The 15,690-nt window shown below is 67.5% G+C and carries 12 protein-coding genes; 6 read left to right on the top strand and 6 right to left on the bottom strand.

The features are described 5' to 3' along the window. Positions 1-13: 13 nt before the first annotated feature. The 6 genes from dnaJ to DES41_RS14660 form a co-directional block, all read right to left on the bottom strand. Positions 14-1,162, bottom strand: a complete 1,149-nt coding sequence (gene dnaJ / locus DES41_RS14685; RefSeq protein ID WP_114468369.1) for a molecular chaperone DnaJ — start codon at positions 1,160-1,162, stop codon at positions 14-16. Positions 1,163-1,255: 93 nt separating this feature from the next. Continuing rightward, positions 1,256-3,217, bottom strand: coding sequence for a molecular chaperone DnaK (gene dnaK, locus DES41_RS14680; RefSeq protein ID WP_114468368.1), 1,962 nt, complete (start codon positions 3,215-3,217; stop codon positions 1,256-1,258). A gap of 123 nt (positions 3,218-3,340) precedes the next feature. Continuing rightward, complete coding sequence (grpE, locus tag DES41_RS14675; protein WP_114468439.1) at positions 3,341-3,904, bottom strand: nucleotide exchange factor GrpE; 564 nt, start codon at positions 3,902-3,904, stop codon at positions 3,341-3,343. Positions 3,905-4,034: 130 nt separating this feature from the next. After that, complete coding sequence (locus tag DES41_RS14670) at positions 4,035-4,385, bottom strand: FKBP-type peptidyl-prolyl cis-trans isomerase (RefSeq protein ID WP_114468367.1); 351 nt, start codon at positions 4,383-4,385, stop codon at positions 4,035-4,037. Between the two features lie 53 nt (positions 4,386-4,438). Beyond that, on the bottom strand, positions 4,439-5,614 hold the full coding sequence (locus DES41_RS14665; RefSeq protein WP_114468366.1) for a fumarylacetoacetate hydrolase family protein: 1,176 nt from the start codon (positions 5,612-5,614) through the stop codon (positions 4,439-4,441). Then, positions 5,592-5,963 (bottom strand): winged helix-turn-helix transcriptional regulator, encoded by a 372-nt coding sequence (locus DES41_RS14660; RefSeq protein ID WP_245965703.1) that lies wholly within the window; start codon positions 5,961-5,963, stop codon positions 5,592-5,594. Before DES41_RS14660 ends, DES41_RS14665 begins: the two co-directional genes overlap by 23 nt. 154 nt (positions 5,964-6,117) lie before the next feature. Here DES41_RS14660 and DES41_RS14655 point away from each other — a divergent pair, with 154 nt between their 5' ends. The 6 genes from DES41_RS14655 (at position 6,118) to DES41_RS14630 (ending at position 15,690) form a co-directional block, all read left to right on the top strand. After that, the gene (locus DES41_RS14655) at positions 6,118-8,028 is read left to right on the top strand and encodes a propionate--CoA ligase (protein ID WP_114468364.1); all 1,911 of its coding nucleotides are present in this window, start codon (positions 6,118-6,120) and stop codon (positions 8,026-8,028) included. Positions 8,029-8,221: 193 nt separating this feature from the next. Further along, positions 8,222-11,104 carry a 2-oxoglutarate dehydrogenase E1 component gene (locus tag DES41_RS14650; RefSeq protein WP_114468363.1) on the top strand — a complete coding sequence of 961 codons (2,883 nt, stop codon included), beginning with the start codon at positions 8,222-8,224 and terminating at the stop codon, positions 11,102-11,104. A gap of 33 nt (positions 11,105-11,137) precedes the next feature. Further along, positions 11,138-12,418 carry a 2-oxoglutarate dehydrogenase complex dihydrolipoyllysine-residue succinyltransferase gene (gene odhB / locus DES41_RS14645; protein ID WP_114468362.1) on the top strand — a complete coding sequence of 427 codons (1,281 nt, stop codon included), beginning with the start codon at positions 11,138-11,140 and terminating at the stop codon, positions 12,416-12,418. A 68-nt stretch (positions 12,419-12,486) separates the two neighbouring features. Further along, positions 12,487-13,914, top strand: coding sequence for a dihydrolipoyl dehydrogenase (gene lpdA, locus DES41_RS14640; RefSeq protein WP_114468361.1), 1,428 nt, complete (start codon positions 12,487-12,489; stop codon positions 13,912-13,914). Positions 13,915-13,927: 13 nt separating this feature from the next. Next, complete coding sequence (gene zapE / locus DES41_RS14635; protein WP_114468360.1) at positions 13,928-15,031, top strand: cell division protein ZapE; 1,104 nt, start codon at positions 13,928-13,930, stop codon at positions 15,029-15,031. Next, positions 15,028-15,690, top strand: coding sequence for a hypothetical protein (locus DES41_RS14630; RefSeq protein WP_114468359.1), 663 nt, complete (start codon positions 15,028-15,030; stop codon positions 15,688-15,690). Before zapE ends, DES41_RS14630 begins: the two co-directional genes overlap by 4 nt.

The raw sequence follows: 15,690 nt of genomic DNA, 5'->3' as shown, positions 1-15,690 counted from the left end.
TCAGGGTTCAGCTTCAGGCACTGAAGAACTTCTTCAGCCGGTCGGTCCAGCTCTCGCCGGACGGCGAGTGCTTGCCGCCGCCCTTGCGCAGCGAGTCCTCGAGCTCGCGCAGCAGCTTGCGCTGGTGCTCGGTCAGCTTGACGGGCGTCTCCACCGCGATGTGGCAGTACAGGTCGCCCGGATAGCTCTCGCGCACGCCCTTGATGCCCTTGCCGCGCAGGCGGAACTGCTTGCCCGCCTGTGTGCCTTCGGGGATGTCGATGGCCGCCTTGCCCGACAGCGTGGGCACCTCGATCTCGCCGCCCAGGGCGGCCGTGATGAAGCTCACCGGCACGGTGCAGTGCAGGTCGCCGCCGTCGCGCTCGAAGATGTCGTGCTTCTTGATCCGCATCTCGATGTACAGGTCGCCCGGCGGGCCGCCGTTGGACCCGGGCTCGCCGTTGCCGACCGAGCGGATGCGCATGCCGTCGTCGATGCCGGCGGGGATCTTCACCTCCAGCGTCTTCTGCTTCTTGATCTTGCCCTGGCCATGGCAGGCTGCGCACGGCTCGGGAATGATCTTGCCGGTGCCGCGGCAGGTCGGGCAGGTCTGCTGCACGCTGAAGAAGCCCTGGCGCATCTGCACCGCACCCTGGCCATTGCAGGTGGTGCAGGTCTTGGGCTGGGTGCCAGGTTTGGCGCCGCTGCCGTGGCAGGTGTCGCAGGCCTCCCAGCTCGGGATGCGGATCTGCGCGTCCTTGCCGCGGGCGGCCTCTTCGAGCGTGATCTCCATCGCGTAGGACAGGTCGCTGCCGCGGAACACCTGGCGGCCACCGCCGGCACCGGCGCGGCCGCGCTGCTGGCCGAACATGTCGCCGAAGATGTCGCCGAAGGCCTCGGCGAAGCCGCCGAAACCTTCCGCGCCCGGGCCACCGGGGCCGCGCATGTTCGGGTCCACGCCGGCATGGCCGAACTGGTCGTAGGCGGCGCGTTTCTGACCGTCGGTCAGCATTTCGTAGGCCTCTTTGGCCTCTTTGAACTTCTCTTCGGCCGTCTTGGCGCTGTCACCCTGGTTGCGGTCCGGGTGGTGCTTCATCGCCAGCTTGCGATAGGCCTTCTTGATTTCGTCTTCCGAGGCGTTCTTGGGCACCCCGAGGACTTCGTAGTAATCGCGTTTGGACATGGTTCGTTCGGGTCGCCTCTGCGCGCTCGGTCAAACGGGAACGCCGCGCGCAGCCTGTCGGACGGCTGCTGCGCGGCGTGCGGGTGAGGGCGATCAGCCCTTCTTGACTTCCTTCACCTCGGCGTCGACGACATCGTCGTCCGCCGGCTTGGCCGATGCCTGCTGCTCGCCGGCGCCGGGTGCGGCGCCTGCGCCTGCGGCACCGGACGCGCCTTCGGCCGCCTGCTTGGCCTGCATGTCGGCGTAGACCTTCTCACCGAGCTTGGCCGAGGCCGTCATCAGCGCCGTGGTCTTCTCGTCGATGGCAGCCTTGTCCTCGCCCTTGAGCGCCTCGTCCAGGTCCTTGAGCGCGGCCTCGATGGCTTCCTTCTCGGCCGCCTCGAGCTTGTCGCCGTGCTCGGCCAGGCTCTTCTTCACGCTGTGTGCGGACGCCTCGCCCTGGTTGCGCGCCTGGATCAGTTCCAGCTTCTTCTTGTCGTCGGCCGCGTTGAGCTCGGCGTCCTTCACCATCTGCTGGATCTCGGCTTCGGACAGGCCGGAGTTCGCCTTGATGGTGATCTTGTTTTCCTTGCCCGTGCCCTTGTCCTTGGCGCCCACGTGCAGGATGCCGTTGGCGTCGATGTCGAAGGACACCTCGATCTGCGGCGTGCCGCGCGCTGCCGGCGGGATGCCTTCGAGGTTGAACTCGCCCAGCAGCTTGTTGCCGGTGGCCATCTCGCGTTCGCCCTGGAACACCTTGATCGTCACGGCCGGCTGGTTGTCGTCGGCGGTCGAGAAGGTCTGCGCGAACTTCGTCGGGATGGTCGTGTTCTTGGTGATCATCTTGGTCATCACGCCACCCAGCGTCTCGATGCCCAGCGACAGCGGCGTCACGTCCAGCAGCAGCACGTCCTTGCGGTCGCCCGACAGCACCTGGCCCTGGATGGCCGCGCCCACGGCGACGGCTTCATCGGGGTTGACGTCCTTGCGCGGCTCGCGGCCGAAGAACTCCTTGACCTTCTCCTGCACCTTGGGCATGCGGGTCATGCCGCCGACCAGGATCACATCGTGGATGTCGGCCACCGACACGCCAGCGTCCTTGATGGCGGTGCGGCAAGGCGCGATCGTGCGTTCGATCAGCTCTTCGACCAGGGCTTCCAGCTTGGCGCGGCTGAGCTTGATGTTCAGGTGCTTCGGACCCGAGGCATCGGCCGTCACGTAGGGCAGGTTGATGTCGGTCGCGGCGCTGTTGGACAGCTCGATCTTGGCCTTCTCCGCGGCCTCCTTCAGGCGCTGCAGGGCCAGCACGTCCTTGGACAGGTCGACGCCTTGTTCCTTTTTGAACTCGGCAATGATGTAGTCGATGATGCGCTGGTCGAAGTCTTCGCCGCCCAGGAAGGTGTCGCCGTTGGTGGACAGCACTTCGAACTGCTTCTCGCCATCGACGTCGGCGATCTCGATGATGGACACGTCGAAGGTGCCGCCGCCCAGGTCATAGACGGCGATCTTGCGGTCGCCCTTTTCCTGCTTGTCCATGCCGAAGGCCAGCGCGGCGGCGGTCGGCTCGTTGATGATGCGCTTGACTTCCAGGCCCGCGATGCGACCGGCGTCCTTGGTGGCCTGGCGCTGGGCGTCGTTGAAGTAGGCCGGCACCGTGATGACGGCTTCGGTCACGGGCTCGCCCAGGTAATCCTCGGCGGTCTTCTTCATCTTGCGCAGGATGTCGGCGGAGACCTGCTGGGCCGAGATCTTGTTGCCGCGCACCTGGACCCAGGCGTCGCCGTTGTCGGCGGCCACGATCTGGTAGGGCATCAGGTCGATGTCCTTCTGCACTTCCTTCTCGGTGAACTTGCGGCCGATCAGGCGCTTCACCGCGTACAGCGTGTTCTTGGGGTTGGTCACGGCCTGGCGCTTGGCCGAGGCGCCGACCAGCACTTCGCCGTCTTCCTGGTAGGCGACGATGGACGGCGTGGTGCGCGCGCCCTCGGAGTTCTCGATCACCTTGGGGGTGTTGCCTTCGATGATGGACACGCAGCTGTTCGTGGTGCCGAGGTCGATGCCGATGATTCTTGCCATGTTGCTTTCTCCTGCTCTTCCTGAGATGTTTGGTGACTGTTGGCGCGGTGGTGGCCGACTGTTGCTAACTTGTGGATAACCCGGTGGGTTTCAAGTGGGTGCGCGGTGGATTGGCGGTGCAGATCACTGCGGCGCAGCGACCGTCACCAGCGCCGGGCGCAGCACGCGGTCGGCGATCAGGTATCCCTTTTGCAGCACGCTGACCACGGTGTTGGGTTCCTGGGCGGTGCCGGGCACCATGCTGATGGCCTGGTGCTGGTGCGGATCGAACTTCTCGCCGGCGGCGGGGTTGATCTGCAACACCTTGTTGCGCTCCAGCGCGCTCTTGAGCTGGCGCAGCGTGGCCTCGGCGCCTTCGCGCACCTGGGCGACCGTCGCATCGGTGTGCGCCAGGCCTGTTTCCAGGCTGTCCATCACCGGCAGCAGGCTTTCGGCAAAGCCCTCGACGGCGAACTTGCGCGATTTGGCGATCTCGTCCTCGGCGCGGCGGCGGGCGTTCTCGGCTTCGGCCTTGGCCCGCAGGAACTGGTCGGCCAGTTCGGCGCTCTTGGCTTTCAGCGAGGCCAGTTCGGCCTGGGTCTGCGCCAGCACATCGGCTTCGGTAGCGAATGCCGCGGCCTCGCGTTCCTCGGGGGTGTAGGCAGAGGGCTCGGCGGACTTGTCGTTCGGTTGGGTCGGGTCTGTCATGCGCTTGAATGGCTTGAAAAAGGTCACAACGGCTAACAGTTAGGGATTGACCCTGTCGTTTCAAGGGTCGAGCCGCACGGAAGGCGAAAAAAAGCCGGCGAGTTGCCGGCCCGTGCGGTGCTGGCCGCGCTCAGGAGACGGCCAGCAGTTCCACGTCGAACTTCAGCGTGGCGTTCGGCGGGATCACGCCGCCGGCGCCCCGCGCGCCGTAGCCGAGTTCGGCCGGGATGATCAGCGTGCGCTGGCCACCGACCTTCATGCCGGCCACGCCTTCGTCCCAGCCGCGGATGACCATGCCGGCACCCAGGCCGAACTCGAAGGGGTCGTTGCGGTCGCGGCTGGAGTCGAACTTGGCGCCTTGCTGGCCGTCCTTGTAGAGCCAGCCCGTGTAGTGCACGGTGACATGCTGGCCGGGCTTGGCCTCGGCGCCGGAGCCCACGGTCGTGTCTTCGTATTGCAGGCCGGAAGCGGTGGTGGTCATGTGGGCTCCTGAAAGTGCAGGCGCCCCGAAAAGGGGCGCCGAAAAGCCGCAGATTATGCCAGCAGGCCCCGGCGGCCCAGGTCCCGCATCAGCGCGCCGGCGCCGTAGGTCCAGGGGGCGATCTTGTCGCAGTGGTTGACCCGGTTGGCCAGCAGGCCGAGGCGCGGTGTGGCCACCGTGACGACATCGCCGATGGCGTGGGTGAAGCCCTGGCCCGGGCCGTTGCGGTCTTGCGTGGGGGCAAACATGGTGCCCAGGAACAGCACCAGGCCGTCGGGGTACTGGTGGTTCTTGCCGATGGCCTGGCCCGCCAGGTCCAGCGGGTCGCGGCTGATCTTGGTCAGGCTGCTGGCGCCGTCCATGGCGAAGCCGTCTTCGCCGGTGACGCGCATGGAGAGGTCGGTGCGGCGCACGTCGTCGATGCCGAATTGCCCGTCGAACAGCCGGATGAACGGGCCGATCGCACACGAACCGTTGTTGTCCTTGGCCTTGCCCAGCAGCAGCGCGCTGCGGCCTTCGAAGTCGCGCAGGTTCACGTCGTTGCCCAATGCAGCGCCCTTGACGCGGCCGTTGCTGTCGATGGCCAGCACGACCTCGGGCTCGGGGTTGTTCCAGGCGCTGCCGGGATGGATGCCGACCTCGGCGCCCGTGCCCACGGCGCTGAGCGGCTGCGACTTGGTGAAGATCTCGGCGTCCGGGCCGATGCCGACCTCCAGGTACTGCGACCAGGCGCCCTGGGCGATCAGCACCTCCTTGAGCCGCATGGCCTCGTCCGAGCCGGGCCGGATGCTGGCCAGGTTGTCGCCGATCACGCCGACCACGGCGCGGCGCACGGCCTCGGCACGGCCCGCATCGCCGCGGGCCTGCTCCTCGATCACGCGCTCGAGCATGGAGGCGACGAAGGTCACGCCCGCCGCCTTGACGGCCTGCAGGTCGCACGGGGCCAGCAGCCAGGGCAGGGCGGGGTCGCGCGCGTCCCAGGCCGAGTTGGCCAGCACGGCCGCGGTGTCGGCGATGCGCTCGCCGCCATGTTCCCGCACGGCGGCGGCCGGGTCGTCGTGTTCGAGCAGCGCGCTGCAGGTCGGGTCCAGGCGCGAGAGGTCGTACACGCCGTCGGCGCGCACCTGGACCAGCACGGCGCCCAGGCCTTCCTGCCAGACGCGGCCGATCAGCACGGCGTCTTCGTGGTCCTCGGGCAGCACGGCTTCAGGCCGCAGGTGGTGGTGCATCGGTTTCTCCTCCGTCAGTGGTGGGGGGTGGCGTGGTGGTGGGCTCTTTGCGCGGCCGGCCGGCTGCCCACTTTTGGGCGAAAGCCGGCAACTCACCGAGCCGGCGGACCAGGTCGGTGCCGGCCGGCGTGAGCAGGTAGCCCTCGGCGCCGTGCGTGAGCAGGCCGGCCTCGCGCAACTCCTTGATGCGCGTGTTCAGCGTGTTGGGCGTGACACCGCCCACGCTGTCCTGCAGCAGCCGGAAGGTCTGGGCATGGCCATCGCGCAGCGCCCACAGCACCCGCACGGCATAGCGGGCCTCGAGCAGGGCCAGCAGCTGGAAGATGGCTGGCTTGTCCCGCGGGCTCACGTCCGCATTCCTCGGCGGACAAGGGGGTCGGCATGCATGGCGGCGGGCATCGACAAATTGTGCCAGCGGCGTATCCGAGTGCAACACCCGATTGCGGGGGCGCCACCCCTGCGGGCATGCTGCGCGCGCCCGCATTCCACCAAGCTGAGGAAACATGTCCGACTACGCAGAGTTCTACCGCCGCTCGCTCGAAGACCGCGATGCATTCTGGGCCGAGCAGGCCCGGCTCATCGACTGGCAGCAGGCGCCGCAGACCATCTGCGACGACAGCCGCGCGCCGTTCACGCGCTGGTTCGCAGGCGGCACCACCAACCTGTGCCACAACGCCATGGACCGCCACCTGGCCACGCGCGCCGGGCAGGCCGCGCTGATCCATGTCTCCACCGAGACCGGCGTGGAGAAGACCTACAGCTTCGCCGAACTGCATGCCGAGGTGCAGCGCATGGCGGCCGCGCTGCTGGCCCTGGGCGTGGGGCAGGGCGACCGCGTGCAGATCTACATGCCCATGGTGCCCGAGGCCGTGTTCGCGATGCTGGCCTGCGCGCGCATCGGTGCGATCCACTCGGTGGTGTTCGGCGGCTTCGCTTCGGGCTCGCTGGCCTCGCGCATCGAGGACGCCGAACCCCAGGTGATCGTGAGCGCCGACGCGGGCTCGCGCGGCGGCAAGGTGATCCCCTACAAGCCGCTGCTGGACGAGGCCATCCGCCTGTCGCGCCACAAGCCACCGGCCGTGCTGCTGGTCGACCGCGGCCTGGCACCCATGGAGCGCACGGCGGGCCGCGACCACGACTACGCCGCGCTGCGCGCACAGCATCTGCACACCGTCGTGCCGTGCACCTGGGTCGATGCCACGCACACGAGCTACACGCTGTACACCAGCGGCACGACGGGCAAGCCCAAGGGTGTGCAGCGCGACACCGGCGGCTATGCCGTGGCGCTGGCCGCCAGCCTGCCGCACATCTTCATGGGCAAGCCGGGCGAGACCTTCTTCTGCACCAGCGACATCGGCTGGGTCGTGGGGCACAGCTACATCGTCTACGGCCCGCTGATCGGCGGCATGGCCACCATCCTGTACGAAGGCCTGCCCACGCGCGGGCTGGACGGCGGCAACGACCCGGGCATCTGGTGGTCGCTGGTGGAGAAGTACCGAGTGTCGGTCATGTTCAGCGCGCCCACGGCCGTGCGCGTGCTCAAGAAGCAAGACCCGGCCTACCTGAAGAAATATGACGTCTCCAGCCTCAAGGCGCTGTTCCTGGCCGGCGAGCCGCTGGACGAGCCCACGGGCCGCTGGATCGCCGATGCGCTGGGCGTGCCCATCATCGACAACTACTGGCAGACCGAGACCGGTTGGCCTCTCATGACGGTGGCCAACGGCGTGGAGAAGCAAGCCAGCAAGTTCGGCAGCCCCGGCGTGCCCATGTACGGCTTCGACGTGCGGCTGCTCGACGAGGCCACGGGCGAGGAGCTGGAGGGCCCCGACCGCAAGGGCGTGCTCGTCATCCAGGGCCCGACGCCGCCGGGCTTCATGCAGACCGTCTGGCGCGACGACGCCCGCTTCGTCAAGACCTACTGGGACAGCATCCCCGGCAGGCGCGTCTACAGCAGCTTCGACTGGGGCGTGCGCGATGCCGACGGCTACTACTACATCCTGGGCCGCACCGACGACGTGATCAACGTGGCCGGCCACCGCCTGGGCACGCGTGAGATCGAGGAGAGCATCTCCGGCCACCCCAACGTGGCCGAGGTCGCCGTGGTCGGCGTGGCCGATGCGCTCAAGGGCCAGGTGGCCATGGCCTTCGTCGTCCCGCGCGATGCGGGCGGGCTGGCCGACGATGCGGCGAAGCAGAGGCTGGAGGGCGAGATCATGAAGGTCGTGGACGGCCAGCTCGGCGCGCTGGCGCGGCCGGCGCGCGTGCAGTTCGTCGGCGTGCTGCCCAAGACGCGCAGCGGCAAGCTCTTGCGCCGCGCGATCCAGGCCGTCTGCGAAGGCCGCGACACAGGCGACCTCACGACCATGGAAGACCCCGGCGCCTTGCAGCAGATCAGGGACGTGGTGGGACGCTGAGATCCGCACCCGTGCGCGTGAGATCGGCGCAACAGCCGTGGACGTGCCGACGGCCTGCTGCGGATGGTGTGATAATCGCGCGCCGAACTAAGGCCCTTCCCAGCCACAGTCGCATCCGCCAACCGGTTCAGCCGTGTCGCGGAAGGTCAATCCACCAGCTCATGTTCCCCAGAGGGGAACGGAGGTCAGCGCAATGAGTGCCACGCCACCGTCGATCTATTCGGCGTACCTGAACAACACCTATCTCTTCGGGGGCAACGCGCCCTATGTCGAAGAGTTGTACGAGAACTACCTCGCCAACCCGGGCAGCGTCCCAGACAACTGGCGCGAGTACTTCGATGCGCTGCAGCATGTGCCGGCCGTGGACGGCTCCAACATGCGCGACGTGCCGCATCTGCCGGTGGTCAATGCATTCGCCGAACGCGCCAAGCAGGGCCAGACCACTGTCGTGGTGGCCAGCGGTGCCGACTCCGAGATGGGCCGCAAGCGCACCGCGGTGCAGCAGCTCATCGCCGCCTACCGCAACGTGGGCGCACGCTGGGCCGATCTGGACCCCCTGAAGCGCGACGTGCGCGACGACATTCCCGAGCTGGAGCTGTCGTTCTACGGCTTCTCCGACGCCGACCAGGAAATCGTCTTCAACACCAGCAACACGTTCTTCGGCAAGGAGACGATGTCCCTGCGCGACCTGACGAACGCGCTGCGCGAAACGTATTGCGGCACCATCGGCGCCGAGTACATGTACGCCACCAGCCAGACCGAGAAGCGCTGGTGGCAGCAGAAGCTGGAAACCATCCGCAGCAAGCCCAGCTTCGACGCCCAGAAGAAGAAGGACATCCTGGACCGCCTGACCGCGGCCGAGGGCCTGGAACGTTTCCTGCACACCAAGTACGTGGGCCAGAAGCGCTTCTCGCTGGAAGGCGGCGAGAGCTTCATCGCCTCCATGGACGAGCTGGTGCAGCTGGCCGGCCAGCGCGGCGTGCAGGAAGTCGTGATCGGCATGGCCCACCGCGGCCGCCTGAATGTGCTGGTCAACATCCTCGGCAAGCTGCCCGCCGACCTGTTCGCCGAGTTCGACCACACCGCGCCGGAAGACCTGCCCTCCGGTGACGTGAAGTACCACCAGGGCTTCTCCAGCGACGTGTCCACGCCTGGCGGCCCGGTCCACCTGTCGCTGGCCTTCAACCCCTCGCACCTGGAGATCGTGAACCCCGTGGTCGAGGGCTCGGTCAAGGCCCGCCTGGACCGCCGCGGCGACACCGAAGGCGACACCGTGCTGCCCGTGCTGGTGCACGGCGACGCGGCCTTCGCCGGCCAGGGCGTGATCATGGAAACGCTGGCGCTCGCCCAGACGCGCGGCTACTACACCGGCGGCACGGTCCACATCGTCATCAACAACCAGATCGGCTTCACCACCAGCGACCCGCGCGACAGCCGCTCCACGCTGTACTGCACCGACGTCGTCAAGATGATCGAGGCCCCCGTGCTGCACGTGAACGGCGACGATCCGGAAGCCGTGGTGCTGGCCACCCAGCTCGCGCTGGACTACCGCCAGGAGTTCAACAAGGACGTCGTCGTCGACATCGTCTGCTTCCGCAAGCTGGGCCACAACGAGCAGGACACGCCCAGCCTGACGCAGCCGCTGATGTACAAGAAGATCGCCCAGCATCCCGGCACGCGCAAGCTGTACGCCGACAAGCTGGCCGCGCAGGGCCTGGGCGACACGCTGGGCGACGACATGGCCCGCGCCTACCGCGCCGCCATGGACGCGGGCAAGCACGCCGAAGACATCACGATCAGCAACTTCAAGAGCAAGTACGCGGTCGACTGGGCGCCGTTCCTGAACAAGCGCTGGACCGATGCCGGCGACACGGCGATTCCGCTCACCGAGTGGAAGCGCCTGGCCGAGCGCATCACGACCATCCCCGAAAGCGTCACGCCGCACCAGCTGGTCAAGAAGGTCTATGCCGACCGCGCCGCCATGGGCCGCGGCGAGATCAACGTGGACTGGGGCATGGGCGAGCACATGGCCTTCGCCTCGCTGGTGGCCAGCGGCTACCCCGTGCGCCTGTCGGGCGAGGACTGCGGCCGCGGCACCTTCACGCACCGCCACGCCGTGATCCATGACCAGAACCGCGAGAAGTGGGACACCGGCACCTACACGCCGCTGCACCATGCGGCCGATGGCCAGGCGCCCTTCGTCGTGATCGACTCCATCCTGTCCGAAGAGGCGGTGCTGGGGTTCGAATACGGCTACGCTTCCAACGACCCGAACACGCTGGTGATCTGGGAAGCCCAGTTCGGCGACTTCGTCAACGGCGCGCAGGTGGTGATCGACCAGTTCATCGCTTCCGGCGAAGTGAAGTGGGGCCGCGTCAACGGCATCACGCTGATGCTGCCGCACGGCTACGAAGGCCAGGGCCCCGAGCACAGCTCGGCCCGCCTGGAGCGCTTCATGCAGCTGGCTGCCGACACCAACATGCAGATCGTGCAGCCGACCACGGCGAGCCAGATCTTCCACGTGCTACGCCGCCAACAGGTCCGCAACCTGCGCAAGCCGCTGATCATCATGACGCCCAAGTCGCTGCTGCGGAACAAGGACGCGACCTCGCCGTTGACCGAGTTCACCAAGGGCACGTTCCAGACCGTCATCCCCGACCAGAGCGAAGCCGTGGCCAAGAACGCGGCCAAGGTCAAGCGCGTGATCGCCTGCTCGGGCAAGGTCTACTACGACCTGGTCAAGAAGCGCGAGGAGCGCGGCACGGACGACGTGGCCATCATCCGCGTCGAGCAGCTGTACCCGTTCCCGCACAAGGCCTTCGCCACCGAGCTCAAGAAGTACCCGAGCCTGGTGGACGTGGTGTGGTGCCAGGACGAGCCGCAGAACCAGGGCGCCTGGTTCTTCGTGCAGCACTACATCCACGAAAACATGAGCGAAGGCCAGAAGCTCGGCTATGCCGGCCGCGCCGCCTCTGCGTCTCCCGCCGTCGGCTACGCCCACCTGCACCAGGAGCAGCAAAAGGCCCTCGTGGATGCCGCCTTTGCCAAGCTCAAGGGCTTCGTGCTGACCAAGTAAGCATTGTTCGAACAAGACAACGGAAACAGAAAAATGGCGATCGTTGAAGTGAAGGTTCCGCAACTGTCGGAATCGGTGGCCGAAGCCACCATGCTGCAGTGGAAGAAGAAGGCCGGCGAGGCCGTGGCCATCGATGAGATCCTGATCGAGATCGAGACCGACAAGGTCGTGCTCGAAGTGCCAGCGCCCGCCGCCGGCGTGCTGGCCGAGATCGTGCAAGGCGACGGCGCCACCGTCATCGCCGAGCAGCTGATCGCGAAGATCGACACCGAAGGCAAGGCCGGCGCTGCGGCTCCCGCCGCGGCTCCGGCAGCTGCTGCCGCCGCCCCCGCGCCGGCCGCCGCCAGCGCACCCGCTGCTGCAGCCCCCGCGGCTGGCGGCAGCAAGGGCGACGTGGCCATGCCGGCCGCTGCCAAGCTGCTGGCCGAGAACAACCTGTCCGCCAGCGCCGTGGCCGGCACCGGCAAGGACGGCCGCGTCACGAAGGGCGATGTGCTGGGTGCCGTGGCCGCCGGCGCCGCCAAGCCCGCCGCCGCTCCGGTCGCCATTCCGACCGGCGCGCCCAAGAGCGTGCTGCCGCAGGTGGCCGCCCCCTCGGCGCCGAACCTGGGCGATCGCCCGGAGCAGCGCGTGCCCATGAGCCGCCTGCGGGCCCGCGTGGCCGAGCGTCTGCTGCAGTCGCAGTCGACCAACGCCATCCTGACGACCTTCAACGAAGTGAACATGGCCCCGGTCATGGACATGCGCAAGAAGTTCCAGGACCAGTTCACCAAGGAGCACGGCGTCAAGATCGGCTTCATGAGCTTCTTCGTGAAGGCGGCCGTGCACGCGCTCAAGAAGTACCCGGTGCTGAACGCCAGCGTGGACGGCAACGACATCGTCTACCACGGCTACTTCGACATCGGCATCGCGGTCGGTTCGCCGCGCGGCCTGGTGGTGCCCATCCTGCGCAATGCAGACCAGATGAGCTTCGCTGCGATCGAGAAGAAGATCGCCGAGTACGGCAAGAAGGCGGCCGACGGCAAGCTGGGCATCGAAGAGATGACCGGTGGCACCTTCTCCATCTCCAACGGTGGCACCTTCGGCTCGATGCTGTCCACGCCCATCATCAACCCGCCGCAGTCGGCCATCCTGGGCGTGCATGCGACCAAGGACCGCGCGGTGGTGGAGAACGGCCAGATCGTGATCCGCCCGATGAACTACCTGGCGATGAGCTACGACCACCGCATCATCGACGGCCGCGAAGCCGTGCTGGGCCTGGTGGCGATGAAGGAAGCGCTGGAAGATCCCTCGCGCCTGCTGTTCGACATCTGACCGCAGCCAGCTCCAGCCAACGCCCCGCCCCCGGGGCGTTGTTCCATTGAATTCAGGAATCTCTCACCATGTCCCAAGCATTTGACGTCGTCGTCATCGGCGGCGGCCCCGGCGGCTACATCGCCGCCATCCGCGCCGCCCAACTCGGTTTCCAGGTCGCCTGCATCGACGAGTGGAAGAACGGCAAGGGCGGCCCGGCCCCGGGCGGCACCTGCACCAACGTGGGCTGCATCCCCTCCAAGGCGCTGCTGCAATCGTCCGAGCACTTCGAGCACGCCAACAAGCACTTCGCCGACCATGGCATCAGCGTCTCCGACGTCAAGATCGACGTCGCCAAGATGCTGGCCCGCAAGGACAGCGTCGTGAAGCAGAACAACGACGGCATCCTGTACCTGTTCAAGAAGAACAAGGTCACCTTCTTCCACGGCCGCGGCTCGTTCACCAAGGCAGAGGCTGGCGCCTACGAGATCAAGGTCGCCGGCGCCAAGGAAGAATCCATCACCGGCAAGCACATCATCCTGGCCACGGGCTCGAACGCCCGCGCGCTGCCGGGCGTGCCCTTCGACGAGGAGACCGTGCTGTCCAACGACGGCGCGCTGCGCGTCGGCGCGGTGCCCAAGAAGCTCGCGCTGATCGGCTCCGGCGTGATCGGCCTGGAGATGGGCTCGGTCTGGCGCCGCCTGGGCGCAGAAGTCACCATCCTGGAAGGCCTGCCGACCTTCCTCGGCGCGGTCGACGAGCAGATCGCCAAGGAGGCCAAGAAGGCCTTCGACAAGCAGGGCCTGAAGATCGAGCTGGGCGTCAAGGTCGGCGAAGTCAAGGCCGGCAAGGGCGGTGTGTCGGTGGCCTACACCAATGCCAAGGGCGAAGCCCAGCAGCTGGACGTGGACAAGCTGATCGTCTCGATCGGCCGCGTGCCCAACACCATCGGCCTGAACGGCGAGGCCGTGGGGCTGAAGCTCGACGAGCGCGGCGCCATCGTCGTGGACGACGACTGCAAGACCAGCCTGCCCAATGTGTGGGCCATCGGGGACGTGGTGCGCGGCCCCATGCTCGCGCACAAGGCCGAGGAAGAAGGCGTGGCCGTGGCCGAGCGCATCGCCGGCCAGCACGGGCATGTCAACTTCAACACCGTGCCCTGGGTCATCTACACCAGCCCCGAGATCGCCTGGGTCGGCCGCACGGAGCAGCAGCTCAAGGCCGATGGCGTGGCTTACAAGGCCGGCACCTTCCCGTTCCTGGCCAACGGCCGCGCGCGCGCGCTGGGCGACACGACCGGCATGGTCAAGTTCCTGGCCGATGCCAAGACCGACGAGATCCTGGGCGTGCACATGGTGGGCCCGCAAGTCAGCGAGCTGATCTCCGAAGCCGTGGTGGCCATGGAGTTCAAGGCCAGCGCCGAAGACATCGCCCGCATCTGCCACGCGCACCCGTCGTTGTCCGAGGCGACCAAGGAAGCTGCGCTGGCCGTCGACAAGCGCACGCTGAACTTCTGAAGCCGGCCCACGGATGACAGGCCCGGTACGGGCGGCCTACGACGCGGAGCTGGCCGCCCGCGGCTACCAGAGCGACCCTGCGCAGCTGCGCGCAGTGGACGCGCTGGAGCGCTGCGCCGCCGAATGGGCGGCCTACAAGGACAAGCGTTCCAACGCGTTCAAGAAGCTGATCCACCGGCTGCCCATTCCCAAGGGCGTCTACATGTACGGCGGGGTGGGGCGCGGCAAGAGCTTCCTGATGGACTGCTTCTTCAACGCCGTGCCGATCAAGCGCAAGACGCGGTTGCACTTCCATGAGTTCATGCGCGAGGTGCACCGCGAACTGGTGGACCTGCAGGGCACGGTGAACCCGCTGGACGAACTCGGCCGGCGCATCGCCAAGCGCTACAAGCTGATCTGCTTCGACGAGTTCCACGTCGCCGACATCACGGACGCGATGATCCTGCACCGGCTGCTGCAGTCGCTGTTCGACAACGACGTGGGCTTCGTGACCACGTCCAATTTCATGCCGGACGGCCTGTACCCCGATGGCCTGCACCGCGACCGCATCCTGCCCGCCATCGCGTTGCTGAACGCGCAGATGGAGGTGGTCAACGTGGACAACGGTACCGACTACCGGCGCCGCACCATGGAGCAGGTCAAGCTCTACCACACACCGCTCGGTCCCGAGGCCGATGCGCAGATGACCGAGGCCTTCAACCGCCTGGCCGACCACAGCGACGAAGACCCGCTGCTGCACATCGAGGCGCGCGAGATCCGTGCGCGGCGCAAGGCTGGCGGCGTGGTGTGGTTCGACTTCCGCACGCTGTGCGGCGGCCCGCGCTCGCAGAACGACTACCTGGAACTGGCCAGCCGCTTCCACACCGTGCTGCTGTCCGACGTGCCGGCCATGCCGGTGCGCATGGCCTCCGAAGCCCGGCGCTTCACCTGGCTCGTCGACGTGCTGTACGACCGGCGGGTCAAGCTCATCATGTCTGCCGCCGTGCTGCCCGAGGAGCTGTATACGGAAGGCCCTCTGGCCCACGAGTTCCCGCGAACCGTGTCACGCTTGAACGAAATGCAATCCGTCGAATTCCTCGCGCTGGAGCACCGCACCGTGGACACGGGGCTCACATGAAGGCCGCACGCCTGTGCGCCGCGTTGGCGCTGCTGTGCGCTGCCCAGGCCTGGGGCCAGAGCTCCACTCCCATGGGCCCTGAGCAGGTGGCGGCCGAGCGTGCGCGCATCACCAGCGAGCGCGCGGCGATCGCCACGCGCTTTGCGGCGGAGGAACGCGCCTGCCACCAGCGCTTCGCGGTCAACGACTGCCTGAACCGCAACCTGGCATGGCAGCGCGAGGCCATGGCCGACCTGCGGCGCCAGGAGATCGTGCTCAACGACAGCGAGCGGCAACGGCGCGCAGCCGAGCGCCTGGACGGTCTCGAGGAGAAGAGCCGCGCGCGCACGGTGGACCAGGCCGATCGGCCCGTCGCCGACCCGCGCGCACCCCATGCCGTGCCGCGGCCCGGTGGCGGCAAGCTCCCGCAGGCGGCCGAACCTGCGCCGCGTGTGCCCGACGAAGCTGCCATCCGCCAGCACCAGGAGCGCATGGAGCACAAGCAGCAGCGCCATGCGCAAGACGAGGCGCAGCGCGCAGAAAAGGCTGCGCATGGCGAGGAAGAGGCGCGGCGCAATGCAGCGCGCGTGCGCGAAGCTGAGGAACGCAAGGCCGCCGTGTTGCGGCGCAACGCCGCCGAGCCCAGCAAGGCCAAGCCGCTGCCTACCCCTGCGCCCTGA

This window comes from Pseudorhodoferax soli, assembly GCF_003337555.1.
Classification (GTDB): domain Bacteria; phylum Pseudomonadota; class Gammaproteobacteria; order Burkholderiales; family Burkholderiaceae_C; genus Pseudorhodoferax; species Pseudorhodoferax soli.
The sequence above is the reverse complement of the archived record's forward strand: the minus strand, read 5'-3'. Positions and strand labels throughout refer to the sequence as shown.